This window comes from Kribbella sp. NBC_00889 (assembly GCF_045207705.1).
GTDB lineage: Bacteria > Actinomycetota > Actinomycetes > Propionibacteriales > Kribbellaceae > Kribbella.
Map to the genome: position 1 here is coordinate 3,429,565 of NZ_CP108783.1, position 17,540 is coordinate 3,447,104.

General features: G+C 68.9%; 16 protein-coding genes. 7 read left to right on the plus strand and 9 right to left on the minus strand.

The genetic code is table 11. The annotated features are described in order from the left end of the window. Position 1 precedes the first annotated feature (1 nt). Complete coding sequence (locus OG817_RS16675; RefSeq protein ID WP_406055677.1) at positions 2-859, plus strand: MaoC/PaaZ C-terminal domain-containing protein; 858 nt, start codon at positions 2-4, stop codon at positions 857-859. Here the strand turns inward: OG817_RS16675 and thrS are convergent. Beyond that, the gene (gene thrS / locus OG817_RS16680) at positions 825-2,060 is read right to left on the minus strand and encodes a threonine--tRNA ligase (protein ID WP_406055679.1); all 1,236 of its coding nucleotides are present in this window, start codon (positions 2,058-2,060) and stop codon (positions 825-827) included. The two genes, OG817_RS16675 and thrS, sit on opposite strands and share 35 nt — an antisense overlap. A gap of 197 nt (positions 2,061-2,257) precedes the next feature. On the opposite strand from thrS, the gene OG817_RS16685 reads away from it, so the two are divergent. After that, positions 2,258-3,130 carry an alpha/beta fold hydrolase gene (locus OG817_RS16685; protein ID WP_406055681.1) on the plus strand — a complete coding sequence of 291 codons (873 nt, stop codon included), beginning with the start codon at positions 2,258-2,260 and terminating at the stop codon, positions 3,128-3,130. On the opposite strand, the gene OG817_RS16690 is transcribed toward OG817_RS16685, so the two are convergent. The 4 genes from OG817_RS16690 to OG817_RS16705 all read right to left on the minus strand — a co-directional run bounded on the left by OG817_RS16690 (position 3,117) and on the right by OG817_RS16705 (position 6,420). Next, entirely contained in the window at positions 3,117-4,013 is an 897-nt protein-coding gene (locus OG817_RS16690) for an RNA polymerase sigma-70 factor (RefSeq protein ID WP_406055683.1), read from the minus strand. The genes OG817_RS16685 and OG817_RS16690 overlap by 14 nt on opposite strands. A 33-nt stretch (positions 4,014-4,046) precedes the next feature. Further along, the gene (locus OG817_RS16695) at positions 4,047-4,430 is read right to left on the minus strand and encodes a DoxX family protein (protein ID WP_406055685.1); all 384 of its coding nucleotides are present in this window, start codon (positions 4,428-4,430) and stop codon (positions 4,047-4,049) included. A gap of 101 nt (positions 4,431-4,531) precedes the next feature. Then, the gene (locus OG817_RS16700; RefSeq protein WP_396390168.1) at positions 4,532-5,371 is read right to left on the minus strand and encodes an acyl-CoA thioesterase; all 840 of its coding nucleotides are present in this window, start codon (positions 5,369-5,371) and stop codon (positions 4,532-4,534) included. A 134-nt stretch (positions 5,372-5,505) separates the two neighbouring features. Beyond that, positions 5,506-6,420, minus strand: coding sequence for a proteasome assembly chaperone family protein (locus OG817_RS16705; protein ID WP_406055687.1), 915 nt, complete (start codon positions 6,418-6,420; stop codon positions 5,506-5,508). A 172-nt stretch (positions 6,421-6,592) separates the two neighbouring features. Here OG817_RS16705 and OG817_RS16710 point away from each other — a divergent pair, with 172 nt between their 5' ends. Genes OG817_RS16710 through OG817_RS16720 form a run of 3 tightly spaced genes read left to right on the plus strand, consistent with a single transcriptional unit; the run spans position 6,593 to position 10,089 of the window. After that, positions 6,593-7,609, plus strand: coding sequence for a hydroxyacid dehydrogenase (locus OG817_RS16710; RefSeq protein ID WP_406055689.1), 1,017 nt, complete (start codon positions 6,593-6,595; stop codon positions 7,607-7,609). A 53-nt stretch (positions 7,610-7,662) separates the two neighbouring features. Then, positions 7,663-9,510 (plus strand): DUF2264 domain-containing protein, encoded by a 1,848-nt coding sequence (locus tag OG817_RS16715; RefSeq protein ID WP_406055691.1) that lies wholly within the window; start codon positions 7,663-7,665, stop codon positions 9,508-9,510. Positions 9,511-9,561: 51 nt separating this feature from the next. Next, positions 9,562-10,089, plus strand: coding sequence for a ferritin (locus tag OG817_RS16720; protein ID WP_406055693.1), 528 nt, complete (start codon positions 9,562-9,564; stop codon positions 10,087-10,089). 198 nt (positions 10,090-10,287) lie between these two features. Here the strand turns inward: OG817_RS16720 and OG817_RS16725 are convergent, their stop codons facing one another. Further along, positions 10,288-12,168, minus strand: coding sequence for a DUF2207 domain-containing protein (locus tag OG817_RS16725; RefSeq protein ID WP_406055695.1), 1,881 nt, complete (start codon positions 12,166-12,168; stop codon positions 10,288-10,290). A gap of 141 nt (positions 12,169-12,309) precedes the next feature. Here OG817_RS16725 and OG817_RS16730 point away from each other — a divergent pair, with 141 nt between their 5' ends. Then, positions 12,310-14,445 (plus strand): elongation factor G-like protein EF-G2, encoded by a 2,136-nt coding sequence (locus OG817_RS16730; protein ID WP_406055697.1) that lies wholly within the window; start codon positions 12,310-12,312, stop codon positions 14,443-14,445. A 23-nt stretch (positions 14,446-14,468) separates the two neighbouring features. On the opposite strand, the gene OG817_RS16735 is transcribed toward OG817_RS16730, so the two are convergent. Genes OG817_RS16735 through OG817_RS16745 form a run of 3 tightly spaced genes read right to left on the minus strand, consistent with a single transcriptional unit; the run spans position 14,469 to position 17,031 of the window. Next, positions 14,469-15,713 (minus strand): AAA family ATPase, encoded by a 1,245-nt coding sequence (locus OG817_RS16735; RefSeq protein ID WP_406055699.1) that lies wholly within the window; start codon positions 15,711-15,713, stop codon positions 14,469-14,471. Continuing rightward, positions 15,710-16,585 carry a tetratricopeptide repeat protein gene (locus OG817_RS16740; RefSeq protein ID WP_406055701.1) on the minus strand — a complete coding sequence of 292 codons (876 nt, stop codon included), beginning with the start codon at positions 16,583-16,585 and terminating at the stop codon, positions 15,710-15,712. The genes OG817_RS16735 and OG817_RS16740 overlap by 4 nt, the downstream gene beginning before the upstream one ends. Next, complete coding sequence (locus OG817_RS16745; RefSeq protein ID WP_360457579.1) at positions 16,582-17,031, minus strand: hypothetical protein; 450 nt, start codon at positions 17,029-17,031, stop codon at positions 16,582-16,584. The genes OG817_RS16740 and OG817_RS16745 overlap by 4 nt, the downstream gene beginning before the upstream one ends. A 70-nt stretch (positions 17,032-17,101) precedes the next feature. Between OG817_RS16745 and OG817_RS16750 the strand changes: the two genes are divergently transcribed. Next, positions 17,102-17,509 carry an HIT family protein gene (locus OG817_RS16750; RefSeq protein WP_406055703.1) on the plus strand — a complete coding sequence of 136 codons (408 nt, stop codon included), beginning with the start codon at positions 17,102-17,104 and terminating at the stop codon, positions 17,507-17,509. The last annotated feature ends 31 nt before the right edge of the window (positions 17,510-17,540 follow it).

A 17,540-nucleotide genomic window follows, 5' to 3' on the forward strand; every position in this document is an offset into this window, starting at 1 on the left:
CATGCCGACCCGACGGTACGACGACACGCCCGGGTTCGGCTCGCTCTACGCCCGGACCGTGAAGGCGACGCTGCGGCGAGCGGACTACGAGCCGGACGCGGACGGTCTGACGCTGGAGCTCCCGCGGTCGGCGATCGATCAGGACCATCTGTCGGCGTACCGGGAGGTCACCGGGTTCCCGGCAGGTCCGGCGCTTCCGGCGACGTACCCGCATGTCCTGGCGTTCCCGCTGCACCTGGACCTGATGTCCGATCCATCGTTCCCCTACAAGCCGATGGGGATCGTGCACCTGTCCAACACGATCACGCAGCGGCAGCCGCTCCCGATCCACACCGAGCCCGCGATCCGCGTGCACAGTACGCCGGAACGCCCGCACCCCAAGGGCACGGTCTTCGACGTGATCAGCGAGGTGAGCGTCGACGGTGAGGTGGTGTGGACGGACCTCACCACCCTGCTCAGCCGCTCGTCCGGTGACGAGTCCGTGCAGGTCGACCTGTTACCGGACCCCGAGCTCGCCCCCGCCGCATGGTGGGACCTGCGCGGCAACCTCGGCCGCCGGTACGCCGCCGCGTCCGGCGACCGGAACCCGATCCACCTGTTCAAGCTGACCGCTCAGGCGTTCGGGTTCCCGCGCCAGATCGCGCACGGCATGTGGGCCAAGGCCGCCGCGCTCGCCTCCATCGAGCGCGCCGGGAAACTGCCGGACGCCTTCACTGTCCGCGTCGACTTCCGCAAGCCGCTGCTGCTCCCGTCACGTGTGCAGTTCGGGTTCAAGGACACCGGCAAGACGACCGACTTCGCGCTGTACGACGAGCAGCACGAACTCACTCACCTGATCGGACAGCTGCAGGCACACTGAGCTTCGCGATCCGGTCGAGCACTTCGCCGATCGGTGCGGCCTCGTGCTTCTGACCACCGCGTTCCCGGATCGCCAGCGACCCGGCGGCCGCTTCACGAGCACCGATGACGGCCTGGTACGGCGCCAACCGGTTCTCCCGGATGCGGGCACCGAGACTGCCCTCGTCGGCGTGCGCGACCTCGACCCGCAGGCCGCGCTGTGCCGCGCGCCGAGCGACGTCGATCGCGACCTGCTCCTCGTCGTCGGAGATCGGGAGTACGACGAGTTGCACCGGAGCCAGCCAGGCCGGGAACGCCCCGCCGTGCACCTCGATCAGCTGCGCGACGGCGCGCTCGATGCTGCCGACGATCGCCCGATGCAGCATCACCGGCCGGTGCTTGTTGCCGTCAGCACCGATGTACTCGAGGCCGAACCGCTCCGGCTGGTGGAAGTCGATCTGGACGGTCGACAGACTGGACTCCCGGCCGGCCGAATCCTCCATCTGGATGTCGATCTTCGGGCCGTAGAACGCGGCGTCGCCGGGCGCCTCCTCGTAGTCGATGCCCGCGTCCTTCAGTACGTCGCGCAGGAGATCCGCGGAATGCGCCCAGCTCTCGGCATCACCGACGTACTTGCAGTCGGGGCTGTTGAAATCGGCGTCCTCGGACGGCAAGGCGAGGACGTAGCGGGACGGACTGATGCCCATGTCGCGGTACGCCTGGTTGATCAGTTCGAGCGCACTCGCGGCCTCCTCCTCGACCTGGTCCAGGCGGCAGAAGATGTGCGCGTCGTTGAGCTGCATGGCACGGACCCGGTTCAGGCCGCCGATCGCGCCGGACAACTCGGAGCGGTACTGACCGCCGAGCTCGGAGTAGCGGAGCGGGAGTTCGCGGTAGCTGTGGGCTCTGGATCGATACATCAGCGCGTGGTGCGGGCAGATGCTCGGTCGCAGTACGAGCTGCTCGTTGCCGACGTCCATCGGCGGGTACATGTCGTCGCTGTACTTCTCCCAGTGACCGGAGATCTCGTACAGCTCTCGCTTTGCGATCACGGGCGAATAGACCTGCTGGTAGCCGGCTCTTCGCTCCACTTCGGCGATGTAACTCTCCAAGGAGTGGCGGATCGCGGCACCGGCGGGCAGCCAGTACGGCAGGCCGGCGCCGATCAGCGGGTCAGAATCGAACAGGCCGAGTTCACGGCCGAGCTTGCGGTGGTCGTACATCTCAGTGGCTCCTTCACGAGGTGGGGCGAGGACCACGGAGCACAACAAAGCCCCGGGGCACACGCCCCGGGGCTTTGTCAGACAGTCAGATGTCAGCGCGCCGGGACGGACTCCGGCGTCGTCAATACTGCGCGCTGCAACATGTCGTCAACGGTAGCAGACCCCCACGGGGCTTCCGCACGATTTACCTTTGAGCCATGACCGCCGAGTTGCTCACTCTCGCCGACGGGCGGACCCTCTCGGTGTGGGAGGGCGGATCGCCTGAAGGGTTCCCGATCGTGTTCTACCACGGGACGCCGTCCGGACGGCTCCAGGCGGTGCTCGGTGCCGAAGCCGCTGCCCGGCATCACGTTCGGCTCGTGTCCTTCAACCGCCCGGGGTACGGCGACTCGACCGATACGCCACCAAGTCTCGCGTCGGTCGGTGTCGACACATTGCGGGTGGCCGACGCTCTCGGCCTCGCGGAGTTCGCCGTACTGGGGGCGTCCGGAGGTGGGCCTTATGCGCTGGCTGCCGGGCTTGCTGATCCAGGCAGGGTGCGGGCGGTCGGGCTCGCCGCCGGCATCGGTCCGTGGCGGCTGATCGAGTCGACCGAGAGCACCGATCCCGACCTGCCGCTGCTCGCACTCGCTGACGCCGGCGACGTGGACGGCGCGCTGGACGGGTTCCGGGTGCAGGGCCGCGTCGCCTTCGACCGTATGCTCACGCTCGCGGACGAGTCGATGATCGACGAGTTCTTCCGCGGCGCACCGGCAGCCGACCTCGGCTGGCTCGACGACGACGCCCGACGCCACTGGGCTGCCGACGTACGCGACGCCCTTCGCACGTACGACGGTTATGCGCGGGACAATGTCTCCTGGGGAGGCCCGTGGGACATCGATCCCACTCGGCTGGAGGTCCCTGCCTACCTCTGGTACGGCGCGGAGGACCGCCTCGTTCCTGCGTCCCATGGTCAGTGGCTGGCCGCCCGCATTCCGACATCCACCGTCGTGATCCATCCCGGCGAGGGGCATGGCGGAGCCATCTTCGGGCACTGGGACGAGATGTTCGCCGGCCTTACCGGAGGGTGAGTGGGGTCTCGGATTCCACCCGGGACAGCTTCTCCGGGTTGCGGACGTAGTACACGCCGGTGATGCGGTCGTCGTCGACGCGGATGGCCATGACGCCGTCGAGCTCGCCGTCCAGGCGGAGGACGAGTCCCGGATTGCCGTTGACCACGGTGGGTTCACTGGTGAGCGTGGCTGGTGTCTTGCCGATGCCGCCGAGGATGTAGCGGATTGCCTTGTCGGCGCCGACGACCGGTCGCAGCCCGGCCTGCTTGAGGCCACCGCCGTCGCCGATCAGGACGACATCGGGGGCGAGCACGTCCAGAAGACCCTGCAGGTCCCTGGTTTCGATAGCGCGCTGGAAGGACTGCAAGGCAGCCTTGGTCTGGCGCTGCGATACGGCGGCGCGCGGCCGGCGGGCATCGACGTGCTGGCGGGCGCGGTGCGCGATCTGGCGAACTGCCGGCGGGGTCTTGTCGACGGCGGCCGCGATCTCGTCGTAGCTGACGTCGAACACCTCGCGCAGTACGAAGACAGCACGCTCGGTCGGCGTGAGTGTCTCGAGGACGAGCATGAGCGCCATCGACACGCTCTCCGCGAGCTCGAAATCCTCGGCCACGTCCGGCGTGGTGAGCAACGGCTCCGGGAGCCACGGGCCGACGTACGCCTCCTTGCGGCGCTTCATCGTGCGCAGCCGGTTGAGCGCCTGCCGGGTGGTGATCCGGACCAGGTATGCGCGCTCGTCGCGGACCTCCTCCGGGTCGACCTTGACCCAGCGCAGCCAGGTCTCCTGGAGGACGTCCTCGGCGTCGGCCGCCGACCCGAGCATCTCGTAGGCCACGGTGAAGAGCAGGTTGCGATGGGCAACGAAAGTCTCGGTCGCCCGGTCGGCGGCGTGGTCGCTCATCCTTCGCTCCTCATGTTCGTGGCCGGCCCGGCGTCAGCCGGTGAAGGGCTCGAGGCTGAAGCGACCGAGCGCGATGAAGGCCGCCAGCACGAGGTAGACCGAGTTCAGCATGACGAACTTGTACTGATCAAGCCGACCGTGGGTGATCATCGCACCGATCATCAGCGCCACCCAGCAGACCGCCGTCACCGGCACCATCACCGGTGCGATGTCGACGACGGCGGGCAGGATCAGGCCGACCGCGGCCAGGAGCTCGAGGATCCCGAGGCTCTTCACGAAGCCGGCACCCGAGTGCCCGGTCCACTCCCCACCGTTGTGCGCAGCCAGCTTCTCCTTGGGGACGAACGTCTTGCTGATGCCGCCGGTCAGCGCGACTGCTGCCAGCAGTCCGGCAGCGATCCACAGAACGAGGTTCACGATCTCTCCTTGCCTTGTCTCGGGGTTCGGCCACAAGACACCGCGTCGTCGATCGTTGTGACGGCGCGTGAGACAGATCACTCGACAGGCGTGGAGACGTACTACTCGCTGAGGTCCAGGCCGACGGGACGGATGAGGCCTTCCTGGGCGACCGAGGCGGCCAGCTGGCCCGACTCGGTGTAGAGGCGGCCGGTGGCGAACCCCCGGGCATTGGACGCGGACGGGGATGCCTGGTCGTACAGGAGCCAGTCGTCGGCGCGGAACTCCCGGTGGAACCACAGAGCGTGGTCGAGAGACGCCGGCTGGATCCGGCGGTCGCCGATGATGATGCCGTGGGGCAGGAGGCTGGCGCCGAGGAGGGTCAGGTCGCTGGCGTAGGCCAGGACGCACGCATGCAGGGCGCGATCGTCGGGAAGCTTGCCTGCGGCACGGATCCAGAACTGACGACCGCTGAGGCCGGCCAGGCGTACGTCGAGCGCCGCCCACTCCTTGTCCCAGTCGGCGGCCTTGCGGCCCGAGCGTGCTTCGAGGACAGTCGCCAGCCGCGGCGCCTCCTCCGGCGGGACCAGATCCTCGGGCATCGGGTCCTGATGGTCGAGCCCCGGCTCCGGCCGCTGGAACGACGCGGACATGTAGAAGATCGGCTTGCCGTGCTGCGACGCGACCACCCGCCGGCTGCTGAACGTTCCGCCGTCCCGCGTCGGCTCCGGCCGGTAGATGATCGGTACGGCGGTGTCCCCGGCACGCAGGAAGTAGCCGTGCAACGAGTGCACCACCCGCTCGGGATCGACCGTCCGGCTCGCCGCTGCGAGCGCCTGACCGAGCACCTGGCCGCCGAACACGCGTTGCAAGGAGGTCTCCGGCTGACGGCCGCGGAACAGGTCGACCTCGATCATCTCCAGGTCGAGCAGCTCGACCAGATCCTCCAGCGACTCAGGCATGCCTCATCCTGACAGGCCCCGGCCCCAAACCCGCTGTGGAACCGGTCACGCGGACAAGAACCGGGGGCCTCGGACAGGTTATTTCCTGTCCGAGGTCCCCGGATCATGTACGCACCGCCGGCGCGGGGAGGTAGTCAGTCCTCGTCGTTGCGGTTGAGCTCGGCGAGGAACTGCTCGACCTCGGCGCCGAGCTCCTCCGCGGACGGCGTGGAGCCGGCCAGGAGGCTGCCACGGCTGACCGAGCCGGCAGCGGCGTCGTACTGCGTTTCGAGCGCGTTCACGACCGCGGACGCGTCCTCAGAGGCCTCGACCTGCTCATCGACCAGCCGGCCGGTGACGGCGGCCTCGTCGAGCAGAGCCTTGCTAGGGAGCAGCAGGCCGGTCGCGGCGGAGACCGCGTGCACCAGCGCCAGCGCGGCGCCCGGGAAGCGGTTCTCGGCCAGGTAGTGCGGCACGTGGACCGCGAAACCCATCGCGTCCTTGCCGGCCTCGCCGAGCCGCACCTGCAGCATCGTGCCGGCGCTCGCCGGAAGGCGCATCTCGCCGTCCCAGATGTTCGAGCGGGTGACCAGCTCGGGCCGCGTCGCGTGCGCGGTCAGGCCGAGCGGACGGGTGTGCGGCACGCCCATCGGGATGCCGTGTACGCCGACCGTGAGCGTCACGTTGTAGCGCTCGATCAGCTGCCGGACCGCGCCGGCGAACCGGTCCCAGTGGTTGTCCGGCTCGGGGCCCTCGAGCAGCAGGAACTCGACCCCCGCGTCGTCCTTCAGCAGGTGCAGGCTCAGCCGCGGCGGCGTGTAGTCGATGAACCGGTCCTCGGCGAACGTCACCTCAGGTCGCCGGGCCCGGTAGTCGTGCAGGAGGTCGATGTCGAACCGCGCGAGCAGCCGGTGGTCCAGCACCTCGAGCAGGTGGTCGGCCGTGACCCGGCCTGCCTGACCCGCGTCCATGAACCCGTCCAGCGAGTGCACCAGAACCTTCGGCGTCGCCGCCGGGCCGGTCGCCACCGACTCGTCGACGATCTCGTAGAGGTCGTCCGGTCGCAGCATCGTCGTTCTCCTTCACATCTGGCCAACAGGGCGGGTAGGCCCTTCTATCCTGCCCTCTCCACCTCACAACGCCCGACCTCGGGCCCACATTCCGGTGCTCGCGATCTTTCAGCTTCTTCCAAGATTCGGCACCGGGGAGACAGTGTTGGAAAGCGCTTGCTAGGTTGCTGTCGTGCGCACCGAACCTGACTCCGCCCTGACCGTCATGCTGGCGATGAACGACGCCAGTCGGGATCGCGTGCTCGTCCCGCGGGTCCGCAAGCGCCTGGAAGCGGCCGCGACCGTGCTGCCGGTCGGTCCCGGGACCAGCTTCCTCGCCGACCCCGCGATCAACGCCGCGCTGGCCGACGTCGACGTACTGCTGACTGGGTGGGGCTGCCCGCGGATCGGTCCCGAGGTGCTCGACGCGGCGCCGAAGCTGCGGGCGATCCTGCACGCGGCCGGTTCCGTGAAGGCGATGGTCGACCCGTCCGCGTTCGACCGCGGGATCCAGGTCTCGTCGGCGGCCACCGCCAACGCGCTGCCGGTCGCGGAGTTCACCGTGGCCGCGATCGTGCTGGCCGGCAAGCGGGCGTTCCGGCTGGCGGCGCAGTACCGGCTGGAGCGGCGCAAGTCGGACCCGCACGCGATGCCGGGCAGCTACGGTACGACGGTCGGCCTGCTGGGCGCCTCGCGGATCGCCCGGATGGTGGCCGAGCGACTCCGCACCTTCGACCTGAACGTACTGATCAGCGACCCGTACCTGAACGAGGCCGAGGCCGCGGGGCTCGGCGCCGAACTGGTCGACAACGACACCCTCTTCAGCCGCAGCGACATCCTCAGCCTGCACGCGCCGCTCATCCCGGAGACGGTTGGGCTGGTGGACGCGCGCCTGCTCGGTCTGCTGCGGGACGGCTCGGTCCTGATCAACACCGCCCGCGGCAAGATCATCGACTCCGAGGCGCTGGAGCGTGAGTGTGTCTCCGGCCGGATCGACGCGGTCCTCGACGTGACCGACCCCGAGCCGCTGCCGCCGGACTCGCCACTGCTCGACCTACCGAACGTCTTCGTCACGCCCCACGTAGCCGGTGCGGTCGGCAACGAAATCGCCCGGCTCGGTGAACTCGCCGTCAGCGAACTCGAACGCCTCGCCGCCGGCGAACCCCTGCAGCACGCCATCAACGCTTCCGAGATCGGGAGACTCGCATGAGCCGCCTTGTTCTGCCTGACACTGATCGTGTTCTTTCTCGTCAGACCGGGTGGGTGCGTGCGCACTGGGAGGCGCTTGCGGACCATCTGTTGGAGTCGCTGGTGCCGTACTTCTCCCCCGGTGCGTCGCTGATCGCGCTGCCTGGTCGGCCCAGCCGGTCGGGTACAGCGTCCGACCAGTTGGAAGGTTTCGCGCGGTCGTTCATGCTGGCCGCGTTCCGGATCGGTGGAGTGCGGGGTGAGGGGTGCGAGGCGCTCATCGAGCGGTACGCCCGCGGTGTCGCGAACGGTGCGAACCCGGACCACCCGGAGTCGTGGCTGCGGCTCACCCCGCGCTCGCAGCAGATGGTGGAGGCCGCGGCGATCGCGGTGGCCCTGCACGAGACGCGGGAGTGGATCTGGGACCGGCTCGACACCCGCGCGCAGGAGCACGTGGCCGAGTGGCTCGGCGGGTTCATCGGGTCCACGACGCACGACAACAACTGGCGGCTGTTCCAGGTCGTGAGTGAGCAGTTCCTCGCGTCGGTCGGAGCGCCGTACTCGCAGGAAGACATCGACGGCGGGCTGGACCGGATCGAGGACTGGTACGTCGGTGACGGCTGGTACTCCGATGGCGACGGGCAGAACTTCGACAACTACATCGGCTGGGCCATGCACCTCTACCCGGGTCTGTGGACGCGGATGGCTGCTGCGACGCCGGGTGCGGCGTACGAGGACCGGCTGAAGGTCTATCGGGAGCGGATCGGTCTGTTCCTGGAGGACGCGGTGCATCTGGTCGGCAACGACGGCGCGCCGGTGTACCAGGGCCGCTCTCTCACGTACCGGATGGCCGCGGCGACGCCGTACTGGATGGGCGCGCTGCTGGACTCCACTCCCCTGTCGCCCGGGCAGACGCGGCGGCTGTGCTCCGGGATCGCGCGGCACTTCGTGCAGCACGGTGTGCCGGACGAGCGTGGGCTGCTGACGCTGGGGTGGTACGACACGTTCCTGCCGACGACACAGCAGTACTCCGGGCCTGGCTCGCCGTACTGGGCGTCGAAGGGATTCATCGGGCTGCTGCTGCCACCGGAGCACCCGGTGTGGACAGACCCGGAGGACTCGATCCCACTGGACGACGCGGACCAGGTGCGGGCGATGCCGGCGCCAGGGTGGATCGTGCATGCGAGCCGGCATGACCAGATCGTGCAGTTGGTGAACCACGGTGCCGATCACGCGCCGAAGGCGGAGCCGGAAGGTGTGGAGCCGGAGGGCGATGCGCACTACAACCGGCTGGCATACGCGAACCACGCCGGGCCGGAGTTGTCCGACCACGCGCCGGGAGTCGACAACCTGATCGCGCTCGTCGACGCGGACGGCCGGTCGAGCGCGCGCGGGCGGATCCGGCGGATCGCGGTCAGCGGACGTACGGCGTCGTCGTGGCACAAGGCGTGGCTTGGATCGGACGGACCGTGGCGGATCGAGACGGCGTCGGTCGTGCACGGCGGCTGGGAGATCCGGTGTGCGCTGGTCGAAGGGCCGGCCGGGACGTTGGTGCGCAGCGGCGGGTTCGCGGTCGCCGGGGCATCCTTGCCTGAGGCAACCGCTGGGGACCGCTCGGCGTCGGCCCGCACTCTCGACGGGCTGCTCTCCGCGGTGGTCGGTCTGCACGGGTACGACGAAGCCGGCGTGCACCGGGGTCTCGGTGCGAACCCGTTCGGTGTGCACTCGGCGACGCCGTACCTCACCGCTCCGCACAACGGGGATCCGCTCGTGCTGGTGAGCGCCGTACTGCTGACGCGGGACGCGCTGCGGCCGGAAGCGCTTGCCGAGGGCATCGATGTCGCGGTGGACGGTACGACGGTGCGGATCAGCCTGCCTGGTGGGGGTGCCGAGGTGGTCGAGCTCGGGCGGACACGCCCTTAGGTCAGGCTCACCAATCGTGTGCTCGCCGGATCTGATCAGTAGATTGACGGGATGAGCACGTACGAGAAACTTTTGCAGGAACAGATCCGTAACGAATTCACGGCGTCACAGCAGTACACGGCAGTCGCTGTCTGGTACGACGATCAGGATCTGCCGCAGCTGGCCGGGCACTTCTACAAGCAGGCACTCGAAGAGCGCAACCACGCGATGATGATGGTGCAATACCTGCTGGACAAGGACATCCGGCCGCACATCCCCGGTGTCGGTGAGGTGGAGAGCGACTTCAAGACGGCGCTGGAGCCGCTGGAGCTCGCGCTGCAGCAGGAGATCACCGTCACCAAGCAGATCGAGACGCTGGCGCGGGCCGCTCGGGACGAGAGCAACTACATCGGCGAGCAATTCATGCAGTGGTTCCTGAAGGAGCAGGTCGAGGAGGTCGCCGCGATGACCACCCTCGTCAATGTCGCGAAGCGGGCCGGGGACAACCTCTTCCACCTCGAAGACTTTCTGGCCCGCGAGATCTCCGGAGCCGCCGCCGACGACCCCACCGCTCCGACTGCGGCCGGCGGTCGGGTTTAGTACTTCTCAGTTGTCTCTTGGCTGATCGGGTGGCCCATGCGGCCGGCACGGTTGCCTGAGGTCCTCGCCGCCCCGGCCAGAGTTGGTTGTGTGCCGAGCCTTGCACGGCCAACGCCAGAGCCGCGACGAGCAGGCTGAACAGGACCCCGAGTGCCCGACGCACGCCTGCGACACTACCGAGCGTAAGAGCCGCCACTACTACCAGCTACCGCCGCCTCCACCGCCACCACCGCCTCCGGACGAACCGCCGCTGAAGCCGGACGAGCTACCGCCGCCTCCCCCACTGCTGGCCGGAGCGGGAGGCGGATCGAACGTCTGCGCGACGGTCGAGCTGACCGCGCCGGCCGTCCAGCCGGAGGTGTAGTACGACGGTCCGCTGTACCAGTACGGGTCAGGCGTCAGCCGGCCCGCGGCGACCAACCGCTCGCAGACCTTCTGCCAGCGGTCGGCGAGGTCGAACGCGATCGCCCAGGGCAGGTACTTCGAGAAGATGTCCTCACCCTCCTCGAAGCGGAGCTGCTCCGCCTCCGCCGTTGCCAGGTACTTCCGGAACCCGATCAGCTGATCCGTGACCGCCCGCCCGGCCGGATTGCGCTGCCCACGCCCGCGTATCGCGATCCAGAGGCCGACGGCAACGATCACCGCGATCACCGGGACCGCGATCACCACCGCACGACCGAGGCCGCCGGTGAACGCTGCGGTGGCGGTGCCTGCCAGGCCGGCACCGACCACCCAGAACCCGATCATCGCCATGCACGCGCACCCGGTACCGCTCTTGAACACCGAGCCGCCGCCGGCGCGTGGCATCCGCAGGTACCACGCACGCTCCTTCACCTGGGCCCGCAGCGCCGCGATCATCGCGTCGTGCGCCCGCCGCATCGTGTGGTCCCCCACCGCACCACGGCGCAGCAGAACCTCCGACCCCGGCTCCAGCGTCGGGAACAGTCCGGACATCAGAGCCTGCTCGTGTGGCGCGGTCGCGACCGCCGGGTTCAGCAGCACCGCCTTCTGATCGTTGCCGGTGTTCTCGACCCGTACGCCGCCGCGCACCGCCATGTCGATCAGCGTCGCGGCCGTCTCGGTCGTGGTCGCCTTCGCATCGATCAGCAGACCACCTTCGGCCACCGGGATCCTCGGCGGCGCGAACGCGACCGGGATCTGGTCCTCGGCCAGGTCGTCCTTCACCGGCTCGGCAGCGACACCGTCCGGCGGGAACGTGCCGGGTGGCATTCCGGCGTACCGCTGGTCCTTGTTGCCCCGCTGCGAGTACAGCCACGCGCCGGCGATCGCGGCGAGGGTGACGACGCCCGAGCCGATCAGTGCCGGCAGGCTCACGCCGTTGCGTTCCATCCAGCTGGGCGCGTCGACCAGGATCGGAGCGTCGTTGCTGACAACTCCGGCCTTGATGCCGGCGACGATCGTCATCTGGTCGCTGCGGGCCAGACGGCTGGCGCTGAAGATGCCCTTGTCACCACTGACGCTGCTCGTACATTCGTCGGTCGAGCCGTACGGTCCCTGGAAGCACTGCGTCTTCTGCACACCTTCAGGCACGCTGACGCTGACATCGACCTGGTCGAGCACCGCGTCCCAGCCGTCGCCGGTCGCATCCCAGTACAGCTCGCTGTGGTCGTCGAAGTGCCGGAGCGCCCCGCGTACGTCGTACGTGATCACGTACGTCGCGTCGTACCCGGAGATGGTCTCGTTCGCGGAGCCGATCTTGATCCGCAGACTCTCGTCGCGGTCGTCGTTGTACTTGAACGTCTCCGTGGTGAACTCGTCGGACGCGCCGGACGGGCTGTCGACGGTGATGTTCGAGACCTCGTACTCCTGGTCCTTCGAGTCGTCGTCGACATACGGCTCGCGGGTCACCAAGTCCCGGAAGATGCCGTGCCGGCCGGTGTCGCCGAAGCTGTAGGCGATCGTCTCCTTCACGTGCAGCACGCCGTCGGCAGTGACGTTGTAGTCGATCGTGAAGTTCTTGATCTCGTCACCCGTCGCCGCCGCCGCGGGCAGTGCGAAACCGACGACTGCCAGACCGGCGACGAGCGTGCTGATGATGACCCCGAGTGCCCTACGCATGGCCGCGACCCTACCGAGCGTGAGGGTCCGCCGAGGCGCGGCGGCCCGACTGGGCGGCTGACGGCTCAGCGAATCCGGCACGTGATGGCTCTTGTGCGAAGGGGCCGTTGGGGGAATCGTGGGTGAACCAGGAGGAACGTCATGGCAGACAAGACGAACACTTCCCAAGGCACCGGAGCCGCGCCCGCTGTGGACAGTCCGGACGCCATCCGCAACGTGGTGCTGGTCGGCCCGTCCGGGTCCGGCAAGACCACCCTCGTCGAGGCCCTGCTGGTGGCCTCCGGAGTCCTGAACAGACCCGGTACCGTCCTGGACGGATCCACGGTGTGCGACTTCGACGACGCCGAGATCAGGCAGCAGCGTTCGGTGGGCCTGTCGCTCGCGTCGCTGCCGCACGACGGCGCCAAGGTGAACCTGATCGACACGCCCGGGTACGCCGACTTCATCGGTGAGCTGCGGGCCGGCCTGCGGGCCGCGGACTGTGCGCTGTTCGTGATCTCGGCGAGCGAGGGCGTCGACGAGCCGACCAAGACGGTCTGGCAGGAGTGCGCCCACGTCGGGATGCCGCGAGCCGTGGTCATCACCAAGCTCGACCACGCCCGGGCGAACTACCACAGCGCGCTGGCGGCCGCACAGGCGGCGTTCGGCGACAAGGTGCTGCCGCTCTACCTGCCCGCTGGTGACGGGCTGATCGGGCTGCTCTCCCAGACGTACTACGACTACTCCGGCGGCAAGCGGTCGACGTCCACGCCCGACTCGTCGTACGACGACCAGATCGAGGAACTGCGCGGCACGCTGATCGAGGGGATCATCGAGGAGTCCGAGGACGAGTCGCTGATGGACCGCTACCTCGAAGGCGAGGACATCGACCAGAAGGTGCTCATCGACGACCTCGAGCGCGCCGTCGAGCGTGGGTCGTTCTTCCCGGTCATCCCGGTCTGCAGCGCGTCCGGCGTCGGCACCCACGAGCTGCTCGAGGTCGCGACCAGCGGTTTCCCGTCGCCGCTCGTGCACGCCCTGCCCGAGGTGTTCTCGCCGCACGGTGTGGCGCGCGCGGGCCTGACCTGCGATCCGGGCGGTCCGCTGCTCGCAGAGGTGGTGAAGACGACGTCGGACCCGTATGTCGGCAGGGTCAGCCTGGTCCGGGTGTTCTCCGGCACCATCAGGCCCGACGCGACGGTTCACGTGTCGGGCCATTTCACGTCGTTTTTCGGTGCCCAGAACTCGCACGCCGACCACGACGAGGACGAGCGGATCGGCACCCTGTCGTTCCCGCTCGGCAAGGTGCAGCGTCCGGCGGCTCAGGTGGTCGCCGGTGATCTGTGCGCGATCGGCCGGCTCACCCGGGCCGAGACCGGTGACACACTGTCCGACAAGTCCGATCCGCTGCTGCTGAAGCCGTGGAACATGCCGGAACCGCTGCTGCCGATCGCGGTCCAGGCCCACGCCAAGACCGACGAGGACAAGCTGAGCGTCGGCCTGCAGAGGCTGGCGGCCGAGGATCCGACCCTGCGGATCGAGCAGAACCCGGAGACGCACCAGATCGTGCTGTGGTGCATGGGCGAGGCCCACTCCGACGTCGTACTCGACGCCCTGGCCAACCGGTACGGCGTGACCGTGGACACCGTGGAGTTGCGGGTTCCGCTGCGGGAGACGTTCGGTGGGAAGGCGAAGGGCCACGGCCGGCATGTCAAGCAGTCCGGCGGCCACGGCCAGTACGCCGTCTGCGACATCGAGGTCGAGCCACTGCCGCAGGGCTCGGACTTCGAGTTCGTCGACAAGGTGGTCGGCGGCGCGGTGCCGCGGCAGTTCATCCCGAGCGTCGAGAAGGGCGTCCGGGCGCAGATGGAGCGGGGTGTCTCCGCCGGGTATCCGATGGTAGGCATCCGGGTCACGCTGCTCGACGGCAAGGCCCACAGCGTCGACTCGTCGGACATGGCGTTCCAGATGGCCGGTGGGCTCGCCCTGCGTGAGGCCGCGGCCGCGACCAAGGTCAGTCTGCTCGAGCCAGTGGATCTCGTCTCGGTGCTGGTGCCGGACGATCTGGTCGGCGCGGTGATGAGCGACCTGTCCGGGCGGCGCGGACGGCTGCTGGGGACCGACAAGGTCGGCGACGACCGGACCGTGGTGAAGGCCGAGGTGCCGCAGGTCGAGATCACTCGGTACGCGATCGACCTCCGCTCGCTGTCCCACGGTGCTGCGTCGTTCAGCCGGGAGTTCTCCCGCTACGAGGCCATGCCGGAGGGCGCCGCGGCGAAGATGAAGTCATCTGCCTGACGGATCACTGTCCGGTGCCGCCGTCAGCTGAGGCGGCGCCGGACATCCCGCGACTTCAGGTACGACGCGACGTCGTCGTACCGCTCGCTCTGGTTGGCGAACTCGATGTACGACCGGACGCGGTGCAACCAGTCGAGCGTCGACGGCTTGACCGCGGGCAGCACGTCGGTGAGATGGTGCATGGCCAGCGGCGGCTCGCCGCCACTCGACAGCGCCTCGTCGATCACCTGGTCGACGCCACGCTCGATCAGGGCGCGCAGGTCCGCTCCGCTGAACATCGGTGTCTGCCCAGCGAGCGCCTTCAGGTCCAGTCCGTCCGCCGGTACGTCCTGCACCAGCACGGACAGGATGTCGGCGCGAGCGGGCTCGTCCGGCGGCGGGACGAAGATGACGCGGTCGAACCGTCCCGGGCGCAGCATCGCCTCGTCCACGTCCCACGGCGCGTTGGTCGCGGCCAGAACGAGCAGACCGTCGTTCTCGGAGCCGATCGCATCGAGCTCCTGCAGCAGTACGTCGACCAGCCGCCGCGCCTCCGAACCACCGTGCTTGTGGCGCGCGAACGCCAGCGCGTCGAGTTCGTCGAGGAACAACACGCACGGCGCATTCGCCCGGGCACGCTCGAAGGCGGCGTGCAGGTTGCGCTCGGAGACACCGAGATACGGGTCCATCACGTCCTCGATCCGGACGTTGATGAACGGCAGACCGCACTCCCCCGCTGTCGCCCGGGCCAGCAGGGTCTTCCCGCAGCCGGGCGGACCGTAGAGCATGACACCGCCGCCGGATTTCCGGCCGTACTTCTCGTACAGCTCCGGGCGGCTGAGCGGCAGGATCACCATCCGGTGGATGACCCGCTTGATGTCCTCCATCCCGCCGACCTGGTCGAAGGTCGTGGTCTCTTTCGGGGCGTCCAGCTCGAACGGCGCGTCCGCCTCGGGACCGACCTTGATCTTGACGCCGCTGCGCTCGGCGATCATGTCGTCGACGAGCTGCTGCAGGCGACCGGTCCCCTCGACCACGCCCTGCTGACGAGCCGCCTCGAGCAGGCTCCGCAGCAGCGCGAGCCGCCCGTTGGCCGCGGCCAGTTCACCGACCGGCACGAACTGGTCCTCCGGCAACCCCTGCTGGTCGAGCAGTACGACGTACTGGTCCAGGGCCTCATCGGTGTCGCCGGCACTCACCAGCGACTCGGCCAGGACCAGCCGCAGCAGTACGTCGTCCGGGCTGGTGTCGACCGCCTTGCGCAGAGCGGCGATCCGATCGTTCGTCATGAGCCCCATTTTCTGTTGATCCAGCGGCGGACCAGCGGCGGCGCCACCCAGGAGTACACGCAGAACGCCAGCCAGACCATCGCGAAGGCGAACGAGAGCGGGGCCAGCCCGACCATGCGCAGGCCGTAGATGATCGCGACCGCGCCGATCCAGACGACCAGCGGGTTGAAGCGCTGGAACGGACGCAGCGGCAGCATCAGAGGATGGTTCATGAGCTTCGCCTCGCGTGCGGCGGCTCGGAGGTCGGGGTCGCCGGGCTGGGACGCGGCGGCGGAGGCGAGCGAGTTGTAGCCGGATCGCGAGTCGCCCGTGAGCATCGACGACGTACCGTGCAGGGCGCGGGCGCCGGGGTCCTCCGGGTCGTGCGAGAGAGCCTCCGTGCTGTGGAGGTGCATGTCGCGGTCGTTGCCGAGAGCGAAGGCGACCTGAGCGCGGGCGGCCGAGACGGCAGCGCTCTCCGGCGCATACGACGCGGCGCGCTCGACCAGGGCGCTCGCCTTCTGCGCCTGGCCGGCGGTCAGACACACCCGGGCGTAGCCGATCAGGAGATCGGGATCGTTCGGATCCAGGCTGAGACCTTGCAGGAACGCGGCCTCGGCCTCGGGGAGACGTCCTTCGGACCGCAGCGCGGAGCCCAGCATCTGCAGCATCGGGAGGAACGGGCCGTGCTGAGCCAGGCCGTCCTTCAGTACGTCGATCGCCTCGGCATTGCGGTCCAGCGCGTGCAGGGCGGCACCGCGGAACAGGTACGCACGGAAGTCGACCGCGGCGTCGCCCCACAGGCCCTGGAGCTCGTCGAGGGTGCGCTCCGGGTGGCCGATCTGCAGCCAGTGGCCGGCCATCTGCAGGCGGGCCTCGGTCGGTTCGCTCACAGGGCCACCGTCACAAGGAACAGGATCAGGGCTTCGGCGACCGCGCCGGCGATGGTCACTCCGAAGCCCGTGCCCCACAGTGAGCCGTAGTCCGTGCCGCGGAGCTGGAACGCGCGGTCCATCGGTCGCTGGATCCGGAGCTGGATCAGGCAGCAGACCACGGCGACGACCCGGATCCCGACCCGCAGGCCGGAGCCGAGATCACCGTCGGTGTTCAGGACGGCGAAGGCCGCGATCACCACAGCCAGGCCGATCGCGCCGACGCCCAGGATCAGGCGCTGCTTGGCCGCGTCGACGCCGAGCCTGCGGGCGTTCAGGAACGCGATCACCGTCGAGGCGATCACCCCGCCGAAGAACGCGACGTACGTCTGCGACATCAGCCGCCACGGGCGCACCGACATGTCCACACCGGCGCCGATGGTCGGGCGCAACAGTTCGTCCGGCATGAGGCTCCTCGATGGGCCATCGATCTGGGCACGCGCAGTGTACTGCTCTGGCGGGCATTAGCCTGGGGCGATGAGTGAGACGAACTGTCTGTTCTGCGGGATCGTCGCTGGGAGCATTCCGGCGACACGGGTCGCAGAGACCGAGCGGGCGATCGCGTTCATGGACATCAACCCGGCGACGGCCGGGCATCTGTTGGTGATTCCGCGGGCGCACTCGACCGATCTGCGCGAGGCGGGCGCCGAGGACCTCACCGCGGCGACTTTGCTCGCGCAGTCGCTGGTCAGCCGGATGATCGATCGCCTGGACGCCGACGGCGCCAACCTGCTCAGCTGCATCGGCGAGGCCGCCTTGCAGTCGGTCTTCCACACCCACCTTCACGTCATCCCGCGGTACCAGGACGACCCGCTCCAGCTCCCCTGGCACCCGACCCCGGGCGACATGGACCAGATCCAAGCCACGGCCGCGAAGCTGGTGTAACGCTGCCGCACCCTCACGACACTGCAGGGCT